The 15,874-nt window shown below is 69.9% G+C and carries 14 protein-coding genes and 1 pseudogene; 4 read left to right on the plus strand and 11 right to left on the minus strand.

Features of this window, described 5'->3' with window-relative positions; all coding sequences use genetic code 11:
• Positions 1-14 precede the first annotated feature (14 nt).
• Positions 15-218 (plus strand): annotated as a pseudogene (locus ACZ7CF_RS07815) (cold-shock protein); the annotation flags it as partial.
• 30 nt (positions 219-248) lie between these two features.
• Entirely contained in the window at positions 249-953 is a 705-nt protein-coding gene (locus ACZ7CF_RS07820) for a cold shock domain-containing protein (protein WP_470369337.1), read from the plus strand.
• Between the two features lie 76 nt (positions 954-1,029).
• Here ACZ7CF_RS07820 and ACZ7CF_RS07825 read toward each other — a convergent pair whose 3' ends face one another.
• Entirely contained in the window at positions 1,030-2,628 is a 1,599-nt protein-coding gene (locus ACZ7CF_RS07825) for an HAL/PAL/TAL family ammonia-lyase (RefSeq protein ID WP_470369190.1), read from the minus strand.
• 434 nt (positions 2,629-3,062) lie between these two features.
• On the opposite strand from ACZ7CF_RS07825, the gene ACZ7CF_RS07830 reads away from it, so the two are divergent.
• Positions 3,063-3,398 carry a hydroxyisourate hydrolase gene (locus ACZ7CF_RS07830; RefSeq protein ID WP_360383546.1) on the plus strand — a complete coding sequence of 112 codons (336 nt, stop codon included), beginning with the start codon at positions 3,063-3,065 and terminating at the stop codon, positions 3,396-3,398.
• A complete protein-coding gene (locus tag ACZ7CF_RS07835) occupies positions 3,395-4,105 on the plus strand; it encodes an LmbU family transcriptional regulator (RefSeq protein WP_360383543.1) in 711 nt (236 codons plus the stop codon). The genes ACZ7CF_RS07830 and ACZ7CF_RS07835 overlap by 4 nt, the downstream gene beginning before the upstream one ends.
• 1 nt (position 4,106) lies before the next feature.
• Here the strand turns inward: ACZ7CF_RS07835 and ACZ7CF_RS07840 are convergent, their stop codons facing one another.
• From ACZ7CF_RS07840 to ACZ7CF_RS07885, 10 genes are all read right to left on the minus strand, one after another.
• Positions 4,107-5,573 carry a condensation domain-containing protein gene (locus ACZ7CF_RS07840; RefSeq protein ID WP_470369191.1) on the minus strand — a complete coding sequence of 489 codons (1,467 nt, stop codon included), beginning with the start codon at positions 5,571-5,573 and terminating at the stop codon, positions 4,107-4,109.
• Complete coding sequence (locus tag ACZ7CF_RS07845) at positions 5,570-5,812, minus strand: phosphopantetheine-binding protein (RefSeq protein WP_360383537.1); 243 nt, start codon at positions 5,810-5,812, stop codon at positions 5,570-5,572. The genes ACZ7CF_RS07840 and ACZ7CF_RS07845 overlap by 4 nt, the downstream gene beginning before the upstream one ends.
• A gap of 62 nt (positions 5,813-5,874) precedes the next feature.
• The gene (locus tag ACZ7CF_RS07850) at positions 5,875-7,638 is read right to left on the minus strand and encodes a carbamoyltransferase family protein (RefSeq protein WP_458432338.1); all 1,764 of its coding nucleotides are present in this window, start codon (positions 7,636-7,638) and stop codon (positions 5,875-5,877) included.
• A gap of 84 nt (positions 7,639-7,722) precedes the next feature.
• Positions 7,723-8,652 carry a TauD/TfdA family dioxygenase gene (locus tag ACZ7CF_RS07855; RefSeq protein WP_470369192.1) on the minus strand — a complete coding sequence of 310 codons (930 nt, stop codon included), beginning with the start codon at positions 8,650-8,652 and terminating at the stop codon, positions 7,723-7,725.
• Positions 8,643-10,112, minus strand: coding sequence for an AMP-binding protein (locus tag ACZ7CF_RS07860; RefSeq protein WP_470369193.1), 1,470 nt, complete (start codon positions 10,110-10,112; stop codon positions 8,643-8,645). The genes ACZ7CF_RS07855 and ACZ7CF_RS07860 overlap by 10 nt, the downstream gene beginning before the upstream one ends.
• Complete coding sequence (locus ACZ7CF_RS07865; RefSeq protein WP_470369194.1) at positions 10,109-11,038, minus strand: TauD/TfdA family dioxygenase; 930 nt, start codon at positions 11,036-11,038, stop codon at positions 10,109-10,111. Before ACZ7CF_RS07865 ends, ACZ7CF_RS07860 begins: the two co-directional genes overlap by 4 nt.
• Positions 10,956-12,194, minus strand: coding sequence for a hypothetical protein (locus ACZ7CF_RS07870; RefSeq protein WP_470369195.1), 1,239 nt, complete (start codon positions 12,192-12,194; stop codon positions 10,956-10,958). Before ACZ7CF_RS07870 ends, ACZ7CF_RS07865 begins: the two co-directional genes overlap by 83 nt.
• Position 12,195: 1 nt before the next feature.
• A complete protein-coding gene (locus tag ACZ7CF_RS07875; protein ID WP_360383519.1) occupies positions 12,196-12,447 on the minus strand; it encodes an acyl carrier protein in 252 nt (83 codons plus the stop codon).
• A gap of 88 nt (positions 12,448-12,535) precedes the next feature.
• Positions 12,536-15,634 (minus strand): AMP-binding protein, encoded by a 3,099-nt coding sequence (locus ACZ7CF_RS07880; protein ID WP_470369196.1) that lies wholly within the window; start codon positions 15,632-15,634, stop codon positions 12,536-12,538.
• A 16-nt stretch (positions 15,635-15,650) separates the two neighbouring features.
• On the minus strand, positions 15,651-15,872 hold the full coding sequence (locus ACZ7CF_RS07885) for a phosphopantetheine-binding protein (RefSeq protein ID WP_360383513.1): 222 nt from the start codon (positions 15,870-15,872) through the stop codon (positions 15,651-15,653).
• Between the last annotated feature and the right edge of the window lie 2 nt (positions 15,873-15,874).

Consider the following 15,874-nt stretch of genomic DNA (forward strand, 5'->3'; position numbering starts at 1 on the left):
ACCAGGAGTGCACAGTGCAGCAGGGAACCGTCCGCTGGTACGACCTCGAGCGCGGCTTCGGCTTCCTCGCCCCCGATGACGGCGGCCCCGACATCTTCGTGCACGTCTCGCAGGTGCAGGGCGAGGGTGCGGCACGGGCGCTGCGCGAGGGCCAGACCGTGGAGTTCGAGACCGGTGAGGGACCTCGCGGTCCGCAGGCGCTGCACGTCGCCGTCACCGGGGACGCCTCGCCCGACGCGACCTTGGGCGTGCTCGCCACCGTCTCCTGGTACGAGCCGGCCAAGGGCTACGGGTTCGCCGCGCCGGACGGCGGGGGCGCCGAGGTGTTCGTGCACTCCTCCGCCATCGTCACCGGGGGCGTCCTCGCGGCCGGGCAGCGGGTGGCCTTCGTCGTCACGGCGGGGGAGAAGGGTCCGCAGGCCCAGCACGTGGTGCCGCTGAGCTTCGACGCCGGCGTCCACCGCGCCCCTCTGGTCGCCCCCGGCGACGGCGCCGACGGCTCCGTGCTGTGGTTCGACGAGGAGAAGTCGTTCGGCTTCGTGGCCGCCGACGACGGGGCGGGCGACGTCTTCCTGCACGAGCGCGCCTTGGTCGACGACCGGTACCTGCCGGTGGAGGGCGACCGGGTCTCGTTCACCACGGTCACCGTGGACCAGGGTCGTCAGGCGCGCGAGGTGCGGTTCGTGGCCGCAGGCGAGCCGGTGGACACCGCCGCGGCCCCCGGCCAGGCCCGTCCGGCCGCCCGGCCCGCGGCTCGCGCCGGCGACGGCACGGTGGCCCGCTACGACGGCGACCGCGGCTTCGGCTTCATCACCCCCGACGCGGGCGGCCCCGACCTGTTCGTGCACGTCTCGGTGGTCTCCGGCGAGCCCCTGGTGGCCGGCGAGCGGGTGCGCTTCCGCATCCGGCAGAGCGACCGGGGCCCGCAGGCCGACGCCGTCGAACGCGCCTGACCGTCCGGGACGGTCCTAACAGGTCTCGAAGCGGGCGATGTAGCGGCGCTGCACGGCGTCCCGGCACGGTTTCTCGTCACGCGAGGTTGACGTACTTGTGCGCCAGCTCGGCGCCCTCCTGGCTGAGGAGGCTGCTGCGCGCGCCGGACAGCATCGTGCTCACCGGGATCGTCTCGTCGTGCGGCCTGACGGTCTGCGAGGTGTGCGCGAACCACAGCCGGCCCGGCTCGCTGAGCTGCTCCGCGCCGAGGATGTGCGCCGACTGGTAACACGCCGCGCCCAGCACCCCGAGGATCGTCGAGACGTTGGCGGACAGCTGCAGGCACCGGCGCGCGGCGTTGAGGCCCATGCTGACCACGTCCTGGTTCTGGCCGTTCGACGGGATGGTCTTCACCGACGACGGGGCCGCGAGGTCGAGGTTCTCCGAGGCGACGCTGGTGGCGAGGAACTGGGCGCCCATCAGGCCGAACGACAGTCCGCTGTCGGTCAGCGCGAGGAAGTCCGGCAGCGTGCCGCTGGTCGCCGGGTCGACGAGGCGGTTGATCTGGCGCTCGGCCAGCACGCCGATCTCCGTCAGCGCGATGGCGAGGTAGTCACACGCCATCGCCACGTACTGGCCGTGGAAGTTGCCGCCGTGGAACGAGGTGTCCGCGCTCGCGAACACGAGCGGGTTGTCGTTGCACGAGTTGAGCTCGCGTTCGACGATGCCGCGGCAGAACGCGATGGTCTCCACGACCGGGCCGAGGATCTGCGGCACGCAGCGCAGCGAGTAGGCGTTCTGGATGTAGATCCCGGTGTCGGTGACCGCGTCGTTGTCACCGGTCTGCTGCTCGATGGCCGTCATCAGCTCTGCGTGCCTGTGGGTGAGCCTGCTGCCGGCCAGCAGCGACCGCAGCCGATCGGCGACCTGGATCTGACCGGGATGGCCTTTCAGCTCGTGCCCGAGCGCGTCGTAGGCCGCCGCGGAGCCGCGCAGGCACTGGATCACGACGCTGGCGAGGAGCACGGCGCTCTCCAGCAGCTCCTGGGCTTCCAGGAGCGCGATCGACGCGACCCCGGTCATGGCCGAGGTCCCGTTGTTGAGCGCGAGACCTTCCTTGTATCCCAGCACCACGGGCTTGAGACCGTTGGCCTGCAACGCGTCCATGCTGGGCACGCGTTCTCCGCCGAAGAAGACCTCTCCCTCGCCGATCAGCGGGAGTCCCATGTGGCTCAAGGGGGAGAGGTCGCCGCTGGCGCCGAGGGAGCCCTGTTTGGGGATCACCGGGGTGATGCCGTGGTTGAGCAGATCCGCCATCAGCGACAGGGTCTCCGTCGAGACGCCCGAGTAGCCCCGTGCGAGGCAGTTGAGCCGGGCGAGCAGGATCGCGCGGGCCTCGGGCTCGTCGAACACCTCGCTGCCGCCGGCGGCGCACCCGCGGAGCAGGTTGACCTGCAGCTCACTCATGTAGCGGGCGGGCACCGTCACGTGCGCCATCTCGCCGAAACCGGTGTTCACGCCGTACATCGGGCGCTGGTCCATGCCCCACTCGGTGATTCGCTCGTGCGCCTCACGTGCCCTCTGAAGTGCCTGCTCGTCGAGTTCGACCGTCTCCCGGTTGATCGCCACCCGTGCCACGTCGTGGATGGTGAGACTGTGCCCGGTGATGGTAATCATTGTCAGCCTTTCGTGCATGCCACGCCGAATTGGGGTACTACGACGAAACGGTTGTGCGGGCTTCGCGGTCGAAGCTGTTGGCGGGCCAGGCACGCTCGCGCCGCTGCCGAAGACCGCCACGCGTGCCCCGGCCGGAAGGTCCGCGGTGCCGCGCCCGTGTTCCGCGCCTTGGCCGGCCGGTACCCCTGGTCCTCCTGGTAGCAGTAGTGGATCGCCAGGCGGTCGTGGGGATCACCACGGACAGCTGTGGGCGGTTGGGCATGCGGCCACGTTGTCGGACGTCGCTCTCACGCCACTACTGGCGCGGTCTCCGCGTACTGACCCGGGAGGGGCCCGGCAGGAGCGCCGTGAGAGCGGAGCAGGACCGGCGCCTTCCATGGTCGGACGTGTGAGTCGGATGTCCGCGAGGGCCGGCTCTCGACTTGTGGTCACGAGGAGGGTCGAGTCTTGTCATGAGCGTCTCTGTCCGGGTCATCGACGGCATCTACGGAAGGCCGGCCGCCGGACTCGCGGTCAGCCTCAGCCGACAGTCCGATGGTGGGTCAGTGCGGCGGTGGACTGGTCGAGCGGACGAAAGCGGGCAGGTCCTGAGCTTGCGGGAGCTTTCACTGCCGCGGGGAGCGTATCGGCTGGAATTCGACCTCGGCGAATACTTCAACACGCTCGGGTACGCGCCCCGCAACTCGGCGATCGGGGTGAGCTTCACGACCAACCGTGACCGTGTTCACCGGATCACGCTGCTGGTGACTCCCGCTAACTGCTTCATATTCAGCGAGGATGGGCAATGAAAGTCAAGTCAGGAGTGCCATCGCAGTTCCCGCCCCTGCCCGCGGACACCACCACGGCCGGCGCCGCCACGCTGCCTTCGCCGGGACTGCGCCTCGAAAGCGGAATGCCCTTCGACAACTGGCTGGGGATCGGCCAGAGGCTGGCCGAGGTCGCGAGCAACTCGGCGTGGTGCCTGGGTGACTGGCTGATCTACGGCGAAACCCGCTTCACCGGGCGTTACCGCAGTGCCGTCGAGCAGACCGCGCTCGACTACAAGACGTTGCGCAACTACGCGTGGGTCGCCAGGAAGTTCGCGCACACGAGGCGGAGGGCCGGGTTGAGCTTCGAGCACCACGCCGCGGTCGCCGGTCTCCCCGGGCCGGAGCAGGACTACTGGCTTCGGAAGGCGGAGTTGTTCGGCTGGTCGAGGAACGACCTGCGGCGCGAGGTGCGCGCCAGCCTCTCCACGCGCGGCGAGGACCTCGCTGACCGAGGTGTCGCGGCCGGGGTGACCACGGACGCCGGGCGTGAAGACGTCGGCGTGGCACCGAAACTGCAGCTGGATGTCACCGACGATCAGCTTGCCATGATCACGGAGGCGGCCAGCAGGTCCCAGCTGTCCGTTGGCACGTGGGCACAACAGATGCTTGAGCAGGCAGCTCGCGCGACCTTGGCGTTCGCTTCGCGAGAACCGGCTCCGGCGACGCGAGCCGCCGGAGCCGGCTGACTCACTCCTCGATCCGGGCGAACCGCGCAATGGCGTCGCGGTACGCCGCTGTCGCGTCGGCGCGCGTGTGTGAAGAGGCTTCGGAGTAGAGCAGAACGCGGATGTGCTCACCCACCTCTTCGCTCCGGTTGAAGCTGGCCTCGAACGGGAAGTCCGTGTGGGACCAGTCGTCGAACGCCTCCAGCGTGTCCAGGTCGAGCCGTTGCGCGACACCGGCGATGCTGTGGAAGCTGTTGAAACCGAACAGGGAAGCGGGAACCACCGCCCGGCCGATGGTGCGGGCCAGCTGGGCCAGCGGAGTCCGGCCGCGCATGGTGACCTGCATCAGCTGCCGGTGCGCCAGGGCGACGGCCTCCCTGCCCGGTGCCGGGACGTCGACTCGCAGCGGGGCGACGTTGAGGAACATCCCCCGCGCGTCCACGCCGTTCGGTACCGCGAGCCGGGTGTTGACGGGGACGCCGGTGAGAATCCTCCGCTCGCCGGCCAGTCGTGCCAGCGCCTCCAGGTGGATGGCGAGGAGCACGGCCTTCACCCCGGAAGAGCTCGCCGCGAGCCGGCTCAGCATCCGGTTCTCCCTGCCCACGATCTCCACCGAGTCCTGCCACGTGTGGCAGTCGCGAGTGGACTCGGCACTCGGCCGTGGTTCCAGTCCGCAGAGGTACTGGCTCCACCACTGCGAGTCGGCGACCGTGAGTGACTGGAAGAGCTGCTGCGCGCTGTGCTCGCGGAGCCTGAAGCGGGGCGAGTCGTTCGCGCCGGACGACGCCGGCCGCTCGGGTGGCCGCCCGGTGAGCTCCGCGACGTAGCGGTCCAGGAACTCCACCAGGTTCAGGTGGGTGCTCCACCCGTCGGCGATCGCGTGCGGCTCGGTCAGGGTCAGGGTGATCGCCGTATCGCTCAGGAGGTGGACCGTGATCGTGACGAGGGGCGGATCCGTCAGGTCGATGGTCCGCGCGTTCTCGGCATCGGTGAACTCGGCCAACCGGTGTTGCTGCTCACCGTGGGGGAGCCCGCGAAGGTCGTGCACCGTCACCAGTGGCCGGTCGACGTGGTCCAGCACGACCTGCATCGGGCGTGAGTAGCGGTCCAGGTCCAGCAGCGACCGGAACATCTCGTGCTCCCGCACCAGGCCGCGCCCGGCCTCCTCGAAGGCCGCGGGGTCCACGCGAGGCACGGTCAGATGTGAGGTCGCGACGTTGTGGTAGGCCGGGACACCCACGGCGCCGCGGTCTCGGAGTGCTGCGGCCATGAGCATCCGGGTGGCCATCGCGGCCTGTTGTTCGCTCATCGGGAAGGCGTCCTCGGCGCCGGCCGGCAGCCGTCGGCGATCCGCCGGAGAGACCAGGCCCAGCGCGGGTATCCGCGCCCATCGGTGGTCCGGAACCTCGAACGCCTCGCTGGCCTCGGCTGCCGCGCAGAGCGTCGCGCGGACGGACTCGGAGATGGTGTCGTGACCCCGGCTGTTCACGATCGCTCCTTCGCCGGACGTGCTCGTGCCGCGAGGGACTCGAGTTCGTCGTCTTCCAGCACGTCGCGGATGGTGAGTTCGACACCCCGGGTGCACGCGATGGCCACGAAGCGCACGCACAGGATCGAGTCGCCGCCGATGGTGAAGAAGTGCGCCGAGCGGTCAGGCGGCGCGTCAAGGCCGAGGAGCTCGACCCAGATGCTCGAGATCAGCTCCTGGGTTTCATCGATGGTTCGCACGGGTGCCTCCTGAGGTCCGAGATGTGCCTTGGCCACGGGGATCCACGGATCCGCCCGCCCTCCTACCGCGACACCAGGAGGTCGCCCATGACCATCGCGTCGATGTCGATCCGGGAGAACGTCGCGACCGCGTCCTCGGGTGAGCAGACGATCGGCTCCCCCCGCGAGTTGAACGAGGTGTTGAGCAGGACCGGGATGCCGGTGACCGCACGGAAGGCGTCGATCAACCGCCAGTAGAGCTCGTTGTCCTCGTGTCGCACCACCTGGACCCGGGCGGTGCCGTCGACGTGCGTCACCGCCCCGAGGCTTGAACGCCACTCCTCACGGACATCGACTGTCTCGATCATCCACAGGTACTCCTCGGGATCGTCGATCTCGAAGCACTGCTTCGCGTACTCGACCAGGACCGCCGGGGCGAGCGGCCGGAACTCCTCCCGTTGCTTGACCATCGAGTTGATCCGGTCCCTCATCTCGACGGTTCGCGGATCGGCGAGGATGCTGCGGTTGCCCAGCGCGCGCGGGCCGTACTCCATCCGGCCCTGGAAGAGCGCGACGACCTTTCCGTCGTTCAGGAGCGCGGCGGCCTCACCGACGAGGTCGTCGACTTCGAGCCGTCGCCAGCGCAGGCCGGCGCGTTCCACCGCGGTCTGGATGCGCTCCGAGGTGAAAGCCGGACCGAGGTAGGGCAGCCCGATGCGCGGGCGAACTCGCCTGCGGGGCGCCTCGGTGCCCTCCTCGACCACCGCCAGCGCCGCACCCAGCGCCGTTCCGTCGTCGCCGGCCGCCGGTTGGACGAACTGCCGCCGGTACCTCCCGCTCTTGCGAATGGCCTGGTTGACGACGCAGTTCAGGGCCACGCCGCCGGCCAGGCACAGGTTCTCGCTCGACTGCTCGTCCTGGTGCGCCGCGAGGAAACCGACGACGGTCTCCTCCGTCACGGCCTGCAGCGCGGCGGCGATGTCGAGGTGGTGCTGATCGAGGCTCGCTCCCGGTTCCCGTGGTGGGCCGAGGACGGAGGCGAGGTGGTCCCGTGACTTCTGGTAGGTGAAGCGCTCCTGCGGTGTTTCGTTCAGGTATGTCAGTGGCGTGCTGTAGCGGCCGTCGTCGTGGCGGAGCACGAGGGTGTCGAACGCCGAACGGAGTCGCCGCCGGTCCCCGTAGGGCGCCAGTCCCATGACCTTGTACTCGTCGAAGTTCATCCAGAAGCCCAGGTGCATGGTGACCAGCCCGTAGACGAGTCCGATGGAGTGCAGCCCGCCCACCTGGCCGCGCAGCCGCAGTCCCCGCGGTCCGCCGGTGTACAGCGAGGTGCTCTCGAACTCGCCCACCCCGTCGGCGACGAGGACATCGGCGGAGTCGAAGCCGGAACAGTGCAACGCGCTGGCGGCGTGGGCCTGGTGGTGCAAGACGGGGATGACCTTCAGGTCGTCGCTCCAGAGGTCCCTGGGAAATGCCGCGAACAGGTCGCGCTGGATGACCTCCGGCGCGTACACGTTCTGGTATTCCTCGATCGCGCCTTCGGATTCGAAGTACGTCTGGTACCGGCCGAAGTCGAAGTTGTGCGCGACCGCGCTCACGTCACGCGGAGAGATGCCCGCCGCGTCGAGCACGTACTCGATCGCGGCCCGTGGGAACTCCCCGGTTCCCTTGCGCCGCACGAAACGCTCCTCGGCCGCGGCGGCCACGATGCCGTCCTCGGTGACGAGAGCCGCTGCCGAGTCCGCCCCCTGGGCGAGCCGGTACACGCGCTCGCCCAGCCCCGGAAACGACTGCCGCATGTACGGCTGGCTCTGGCCCAGCCCACTGACTCCCAGGACATATGGCACGATTGCAGCTCCTCTTCGTCGACATCGCGGGTTGACATCGGTTTCTTCGCTCTCGATGAGCCTTGAGCAGAGGTTTCGCCGGCGTCAGGTCATCGCCACCGCGATCTGTCGTTGCCCCTCGTACGGTTCGCGTCCGTGAGCCGTCAGCATGTTGTCGATCATCAGCAGGTCGCCTTGCCGGTAGTCGAACCGCGTCGCCGCCTCGCGGTACTTCTCGCGGACGTGCGCGCACACCTCCGCGGGGATCTCCTCCCCGTCGCCGTAGACGGTGTTGTTGGGGAGGCCGTCCCTGCCGAAGAGCTGTTCGAGGACTCCGACGACCCGCTCGGGAAGGGTCGTCCAGTGGAAGAAGGCTATGTGGTTGAACCACAGTTCGTCGCCGCTTGCCGGATGGCGGTGAAGGGCCACCCGATCAGCGACGGTGCGGAGGGTCCCGTCGTTGTTCCAGTGCGTCCGGATGCCGTTCTCTCCGCAGTAGCGATCCACGGCTTCGCGGCTCGTGGTGCCGAACACCTCGCTCCACGGCAGGCCGATCTGCGGATGGTAGTTGCGGATGTGCCGCCAGCCACGCCGGCGGAACTCCTCGACGACGCCCGCGTCGAGCGAGGCGGTGACCTGGCGGACGTCGGCCAGCGGCGTCGCCCCACCCGAGGCGGGAGGCTGCTGACAGAAGAAGAAGAGCCTGCTCGGCCAGGTCGCCTGATAGGAGTTCTCGTTGTGGAAGAAGATCTCCTCCTCACGGGTGTACTCGGTCGACGTGTAGATCCCGGACTCGAGCTGCTTCCGCGGTGTGGAGCGTTCCGTATAGGGCAGCGGTTCGCCGCCGAGCGCCTGAACCGCCTTCGCGAAGTCGGCCGTGGTCTTGAGGGGAAATCCTCGGAACAGGACACGGCCGGCTGACCTCAGCCGCTCGTCGACGTACCGGGACTGCTCCTCGCTCAGCCCGGTGGTCAGGTCGCTGTCCAGATCGGACGGTGTGATCGGGGTGGCCGGCATCTTTCCCGTTATTCCCATGACACGCTCGACTTCCCACGTTCTGTGGTGCTGACCTGGGTGCTGATCCGGATGGAGCTCGGCAGTGCGTAGGACGGGAACGTCTCGCGCAGGTGTGCGAGGAGGTCTTCCTGGGTCGTCCCGCCGTCCCGGGTCACCACGGCCGAGCGGAGGCCGTGCACCTCGTCCGCCTGGACGGCGGCGCTCACCACCCCCGGGAAGGCGTTGAGGCGCGACTCGAGAGCGGCCAGGTTGATCCGGAAGCCCGCGACCTTCGCCTCCCGTCCTAGTCTGCCGAGGTAGGTGTAGGTCCCGTCGTGGTCGCGCCGCACGCGATCTCCGCTGCGGTAGCTGCGCTTGCCGGGCGGACCGGGGAACGGTCGCAACCGCCCGCGAGCCGTGGCGTCGCCCGATTCCGCTTCCGCTTCCGAGGCGGTGAGGTAACCGGTCGCGACCTGCACCCCGGTGATCACCAGCTCGCCCTCCTCGAACCCGTCCCCGGTCGGGGAAGGCGGTCCCTCGATGCTCAGCTCGACGCCAGGGGGAGCGGTCCCGATGGGAATCTCGTGACTGGTGCAGTCGGCGGGCACGGTGTAGCGGCAGCAGCCCACGGTCGCCTCGGAAGGGCCGTACTCGTTGACCACCAGCGTGTCGGGGAGGCTCTCGCGCCAGCGGGCGACACCGGACCCGTACAGGGCCTCACCTCCGACCACCAGGACCGGTATCGAGCACCGGGCCCCACGCGCCTCCAGCAGCTCGCACAGCACGGTGACCTGGCTCGGCGTCATCTTCACGAAACTGGCGCCCTGCAGGATGCCGGGGTCGTTGGCGACGTGCAGCGGCCAGCGCAACGGATCGAGGACCTCCACCCGTCTGCCGTTCAGCAGCGGTCCGAGGAGGCTGGTGATCGTCAGGTCGAAGCCCAGCGAGGTGAACAGCGGCGCCCCCCACCCTCGGGTGCAGTCGTACTCGCGCATCGACCAGCCCAGGTAGGCCGTCACGGCGGACTCGGGTACGACGACTCCCTTCGGCTCGCCGCTGGTGCCCGAGGTGAAGATCACGTACGAGGTGTCCCTCGGGACCGTGGGGATGAGGCGGTGCGGGCCTGGGTCGCCGGCCAGGTCCCGCGGGCTGAGCCGGACGACGCCGTCGGTCGTCCCGCCGGCGGCCCCGAGGATGAAGTCGGCACCGCACAAACGGGCGATCCTGGCGGCGGTGCGGGGCGGCATGCGGAGATCGATCGGAGCGAAGGCGGCTCCGGTCATCAGGATCGCCACGACCTGGACGAGAGCGGTCGTGCTCGGCGCCGCCTGGATGGGCACGACGGCGCCCGGCTCGGCCCCGCGCCGGCGCAGGTGGACGGCGACCTCGCGTGCCTGCGACAGCAGTTGTGCGTGGGTGGTGACCACGCCCTGTTCCACGACCGCGGCGGCAGTGGAACCGGCCAGGCCTCCGACGAGGTTGTGCGCGAACGTGGTCATGGCCGCGCCAGTTCCATGCAGTCGACGGGATCGCCGGCGGCGACCAGCAGGCGACGCACACCCGAGTAGGGGTTGCGCGCGTGGCTGCGGCGCAGGTTGTCGACGACGATCGTGCGGTCCGGTTGCCAGGGCACGACTTCCTCCAGGTCGGAGCAGATTCCCATGACCTCGTCGACGACGGCGTCGGGAATCGGCCCGCCGTCCCCACGCCGGCACCCCTTGGGGAACTCGTGAGGCTCGTACAGCAGGCGGAGCGAATCGTAGAGGTCCTCGTCCAGCGCGCGAGGATGCCAATGCAGGATCTGTGCTGTCAGCGAGGGCCGGCCGGTGGCCGGGTCGAGGATGATAGCCGGTCGCCGCTGCTCGGTGGTGAGGACGCCGCCGCGCTCGTCCCACCTCCAGGTGGTGTCCTCCCGTTCGCAGGCGCGCTCGACGGCGGCGGGGTCAGTGGTGCGGTAGACCTGACGCCAGTCGAGCCCGAGGTCCATGCCCAGCCTGCGGACGTAGGTGACCCCGGTGGCGAGCACGTTCCTGGTCGCGCGGCTGAGTCGCGTGTAGACGGCTGTCATGTCCGCGGTCGGTGTCTGTCCACCGTCCCCGATCTCCTGGCATCCGAAGACGATCCGCCGGGGCCACCGGCGTGCGAACGTGTTCTCGTTGTGCCACAGCAGCTTTCTGGTCGGGGAGAACGGGGTCGGACTGTTGACCGTGCCCGTGGGGTCGTCATCGACGCCGGTGTGCTCCGGGTTGTCCCTGGTGAGCGGTCCACACGCCGCGGCGGCGAGTCGCTGGAAGGTCGCCACGTCCTGGCACAGCCCGTCGCCGTCGATGACGACAGCGCCGTCACGGCGGAGGTGCTCCGTGAGCGCCGCGGAGTTGTCGTGCCACCACACTTCCGGTGGACCGTCGAGCCTGAGATGCCGCATCGTCGGCCATCCTTTCGCCGTGTGCCGCCGCCGAGATGAGGTGCTGACGTGCCAGCCGCGCCAACCGCTCGACATCGGTGCTGTCGGCGGTGCCGCGTCGTGCGGTGACCGTCAGGTCGAGGCCGGTGTCGGTGACGGTCACGCCCACCGACAGCTGGTTGCGTGCCACCGGCAGGCGGATGGCGACGGGCCGCAGGTTGTGCAGGCGGTTCTGGTACCGGATGTGGCGGAAGTAGAACTTGACGGGGTGACCGTCGTGGCCGGTGGTCTCGCTGTCCGGACGGATTCCCCGCCGCGCGGCGGCGTCCAGCCGGTGCAGCACGGCCGTGTGGACGGTGGCGGCCGCGGCCGCACCGGACGTACCGCGGTCGACGGTGGCGATGTCCAGTTGGGACAGGTGGAATCCCATCGTGTCGGGGGACGTGCCGGCCAGCGGGCGGAGGTCCACGTCGATGTACGCCCTGATCGTCGCCGGCTCCGACCACACCGCCGCCGCGGCCGCCAGGTGCCCGACCGTCCAGGCGAACGGGGTGACCCCGGCTCGCCGCGCCGCGGCCGCGAGCCGCTCCCACACGCGGTCCTCGTTCGGGATGGTCAGGTGCAGTTGTGGGTCGGTCACGAGCGGGGCGTGGTCCTGCGTGGCGACGTGGTGCACCGAAGGGCTGACGCCGCCTTCCCCCGGCCCGGTGAGCCTGCGGTCGACCTCGGTCCAGAAGACCTCCTCCGAACGCGTGTCCCACACGATGTGGTGAGCCAGCACGAACAGCCGCGCGGCGTTTCCCCTGTCATCGGCCTGCGCGGCCAGGTGGACCAGCGGCCCGGTCGCGAGGGGGGTCGGCAGCCCGGTCAAGTGGGAGATGACGTCCGTGCGCGACCATTCCGCCGGGAACGTGAGGAACTCCGCGGGTGGCGTTGCCGTGGGCGACTCGAGCACCTTGTGCAGCAGACCGTGCTCGTCGACCGCGAACCGTGCCAGTGCCTCGGGGTGACCGGCCAGGACGGCGGTCATGGCGTCCGCCGCGTGGCGAAGGCCCACCCGCGTCCCCGTGCGCGGCTCCGCAGCTGCGAGGCACAGGTAGCGCCCCGGCAGTGCCGCCGCCTGCTCCTGGTACCACAGGCCGAACTCGGCTGCGGTGGCGGGCAGAACCGTTGCCATCTCAGCGTCTCCTCGCTTCGATGACGCAGCGCGTGATGGTGGCCAGCCGCGGTTCCTCGAAGACCTCGAGCAGCGGCAGCGTGACCTCGCACGTGGCTTCGACTGATCGCACCAGCCGGATGAAGGTGAACGAGTCGGCACCGCTTTCGAAGAGGTTGTCGTGTGGTGCCAGCGTCTTCGCGGAGGCCGGCGCGACGTCGCGCCAGCAGGCCTCGACCTCTTCCAGCACCTTCGGGTAGTCGATCGCCCTCATCGATCCGCCTCGTCCCGAGCACCGGCGGCGGGGGAGAGGAAGAGCCCGGCTTGCGGGTGCTCGATCTCCCGGCGTTCACCGGGCCGAATCACGACGTCGGCCATCGCCGAGCCTCCTCGTTGAGAACTGCTGTGGTCATGGCGGTGAGAGCGGCGTCGGCCTCGGCACGCACAGCACGTGCCAGCCCACCGTCGGAGCGGCCCGTGATGACGCAGGTGATGTCCTCGGCCAGAGCGCCGGTCCGGAAGTAGCACGCGAGGGCGTGGCGCGGGGGCGAGCCGACGGGCGGCGTGGCCGAGCTCGTCACGCCGTCGATCTCGACGGCCGGCGCGGGTACCTGGTCCTCCAGAACGACGACGACGTCGCCGACGGGTGCCCACGCCTGTCCCGGCCGTACGCTGCCGAACCCCGGCACCAGCGCCGCGAAGTCAACGGCTGCCAGCAGGTCGCGGTTGACCGCGTCGACGACGCGGGTGACGCCCTGGCAGGAGGCGTCGACCAGCAGGGGCACGTCGACCGCGTAGTTGCCGATCGAGCGCACCTGGTCCGGCGTCCGCGTCGAGACCGGCGTCTCGACGACGACCTGGTCCCGGTCCAGCACCCGGCCGACCGCGGTGGCGATCACCGTGATGAGAACGGCCGCCCGGCTCACCGACAGCTCGTCCGCGAGTTCCCTGACCGGCTGCGTCGGCAGTCGCCACTGGACGCTCGACGTTCCCGCGGCGGCATCGTTCGGGCGAAGCCGCTCGTCGTACGGCTGCGCCGCCACCTCACGCCTGACGGTGGACCAGTGCCCGGCCGCGGCCTGGAGGAGACGGGCATCCGGTCTCGCGGGGGGCAGCACGCACTGCGAGGACAGCGATGTCCGGTGTTCCGGTGTGCGAAGGCGGTGCTGCAACTCCGCCACCAGCAGTCCCATGCTCACTCCGTCGCACACCAGGTGGTGGGCGACCAGGTGGACGCCCACCGGTGCGGGCTCCGTGCGCGAGCGGACCAGCACGGCCCTGACCAGCTGATCCGCCCCGACGTCGAACGGCTGGTAGACGATGCCGTCCACCTCCGGCTGGGGAAAGGTGTCAGCGGATGCGGAGATCTGGAGCACGTCGACCCGCGCGACGCCTGCCGCGCGCACGACCCGTCGTGGGCGGTCGCGGCCGGGGACGTACTGGACCCTCAGCTGGGCCACGTCCTCCAGCAAGGCCGACAGCGCGTGCCGGAGGCGCTGCTCGGTGACGGCCGCACGTGTGGTGAACCCCCCGACGACGTTCAGCGCACCGTCGCCGGGAAAGAGCTGACTCCACACCCAGATCGGCCGTTCAGTGGAGGTCAGCTCGTCATCGGAGGCCAGGAGGGGAGCGGTCGGCGCGGAGCGCGGAGCCTGACGACGGGTGCGGTCCACCACACCGGCGATCCCGGCGACCGTGGGGTGGGCCAGGTAGTCGCGGATCGTCAGCCTGACTCCCAGCTCGCGCTCCAGGTGGGCGCTCAGCTCGAGTGCCAGGAGGGAGTGCCCGCCGCTGGCGAAGAAGTCGGTCGAGGGTGTCGCGGGCACGCGGGGCAGTACCCGCTCGAACGCCTCGGCGACCGCCTTCACCGTCGTCTCGTCCGCCGTCACCTCCACCTGTCCGTCGCCGGGGCCGGTCACCTCCAGAGACCGGTAGTCGACCTTCCCCGAGTGCAGGCGCGGCAGCTGCGGGCAGATCATCACCCGGTCGGGAACGAGGCGGACCTCCATCGTCTCGGCGATCTGCGTCAGGACCGCGTCACGGTCGAGGCTGCCGTCGGAGGGCACGACCCAGACGTGGATCAGCACCTGGCCGTCCGCCTCGTCGGCTCGAGCGGCCGCCTGCCCCACGGCGGGGAGCGCGTGGAGCACCGCCTCCACCTGGTCGAGGTTGATCCGCACACCGCGTCGTTTCACGGTCCGGTCACGCCGTCCCGACAACCGCAGACGACCGCGGTCGTCCAGATGGCCGAGATCCCCCGTCCGGAAGAGCGGGACGCCGCGAGGTGACGGAAAGGCGACGAGCGAGCCGGCCTCTTCCGACCCGTATCCGCGACACAGGTACGGAGACTCCACCACGATCTCGCCGGGGTGTCGGGCCGAGGAGCCGGTGTGGTCGTCCAACGGCTCGATGGACAGCGTCCGTCCCGCGATCGCGGCACCGACCGGGATGTCGCCCGAGTCGGCGTCCTCCGCCGTGACCTGGTGCCAGGTCAGCAGAATGCACTCCGAAGGGCCGTACTCGTTGTGCAGCCTGACCGTGGTCCCGCTGAGCTCCGCGGCGTCGAAGACCTGCCGTGCCACTCGCGGGTCCAACCGCTCGCCGGCGCACATCACCTCCGTCAGGGACGGCGGCCACGACGCCTCGGGCCGCACCGCGGCGGACGCCACCCGCCTCAGGATCGACGGCGTGGTCTCGAAGTGGGTGATGCGTTCCTCGCTCAGCCACCGCAGCACCGCGTCCCCGTCACCGCGGATGGACATCGGCGCGACAACGCCCACCGCACCACTGGCCAGGGCCGGGACCAGCTCGCAGTAGTGGGCGTCATAGGTGGGGGCCGCCCACACCGCCAGGCGGTGGCCGGGCGCGAGGCCGTACCTGGCGATGAACTCCACGCAGTACTGCTCGATCGCCGCCCGGCTCATCTCGATCAGCTTCGGTTCCGCCGTCGTGCCGGAAGTCCGGACGCAGTACGCGGCCGCCCGAGGTGTCCGCATCGCCATGCGGTCGCTGTGTTCGAGCACGGCGTGGTCGTCCCATTGCCGGGCGAGCTCACTCAGGTCCCGCCCGGTGACGGTGACCGGTTCGTTCGTCGGGTTCGCGGGTGTGGTGCGGGCGGATGAGCCGGTCAGGAGGACCACGTCGGCGCCGAACTGGTCGATGAGCTGCCGCCGCACGGCGTCGCTTTCCTGGTCATCGACGACCATGAAGGTCCGCCCCGTCCAGAAGCACGCCGCGATCAACGCGCTGACCTCGATCGACGCCGCGCCGACGATGACGACCCGTTCCGCGTGCCGTTGACCGAAGAACTCATCGCACGTGCAGGCGAGGGCACCGAGATCGGCGTAGGACAGGACGGTTCCGGTGCTGTCCACCAAAGCCGTCTCGGCCGCTCCACGACGGACGCGGTCTGCCAAGACCGTCGCCAGGGCTGCCCGTCCGTCCGCACCAGAGCTGATCATGATCGCTTCTCCCCGGTCACGCGGCGGCGTCCGTCATCGTCAGCACGAACTCGTTCATGCTGGCCGCGGACAGGAGGTCGTCCAGGGAAACGTCGTATCCGGCCTCCCGCAGTCCTCCCAGCAAGGAAAGAATCCCCAGCGAGTCGAGACCGAGACCGAACACGTCCACGGCCATGTCCGTCAGCTCGCGACCAGTCACCACGCGGAACTCCTGTTCAAGAACTTTGCGTGCCTGCATCG

It is taken from the genome of Lentzea sp. NPDC036955, assembly GCF_055608005.1.

Excerpts from the sequence above, each read along its gene's own strand:
- ACZ7CF_RS07825 (WP_470369190.1), bottom strand. The coding sequence starts at position 2,628 with ATGCACGAAAGGCTGACAATGATTACCATCACCGGGCACAGTCTCACC.
- ACZ7CF_RS07830 (WP_360383546.1), top strand. The coding sequence starts at position 3,063 with ATGAGCGTCTCTGTCCGGGTCATCGACGGCATCTACGGAAGGCCGGCC.
- ACZ7CF_RS07835 (WP_360383543.1), top strand. The coding sequence starts at position 3,395 with ATGAAAGTCAAGTCAGGAGTGCCATCGCAGTTCCCGCCCCTGCCCGCG.
- ACZ7CF_RS07855 (WP_470369192.1), bottom strand. The coding sequence starts at position 8,652 with ATGGGAATAACGGGAAAGATGCCGGCCACCCCGATCACACCGTCCGAT.
- ACZ7CF_RS07860 (WP_470369193.1), bottom strand. The coding sequence starts at position 10,112 with ATGACCACGTTCGCGCACAACCTCGTCGGAGGCCTGGCCGGTTCCACT.
- ACZ7CF_RS07865 (WP_470369194.1), bottom strand. The coding sequence starts at position 11,038 with ATGCGGCATCTCAGGCTCGACGGTCCACCGGAAGTGTGGTGGCACGAC.
- ACZ7CF_RS07870 (WP_470369195.1), bottom strand. The coding sequence starts at position 12,194 with ATGGCAACGGTTCTGCCCGCCACCGCAGCCGAGTTCGGCCTGTGGTAC.
- ACZ7CF_RS07875 (WP_360383519.1), bottom strand. The coding sequence starts at position 12,447 with ATGAGGGCGATCGACTACCCGAAGGTGCTGGAAGAGGTCGAGGCCTGC.
- ACZ7CF_RS07880 (WP_470369196.1), bottom strand. The coding sequence starts at position 15,634 with ATGATCAGCTCTGGTGCGGACGGACGGGCAGCCCTGGCGACGGTCTTG.
- ACZ7CF_RS07885 (WP_360383513.1), bottom strand. The coding sequence starts at position 15,872 with ATGCAGGCACGCAAAGTTCTTGAACAGGAGTTCCGCGTGGTGACTGGT.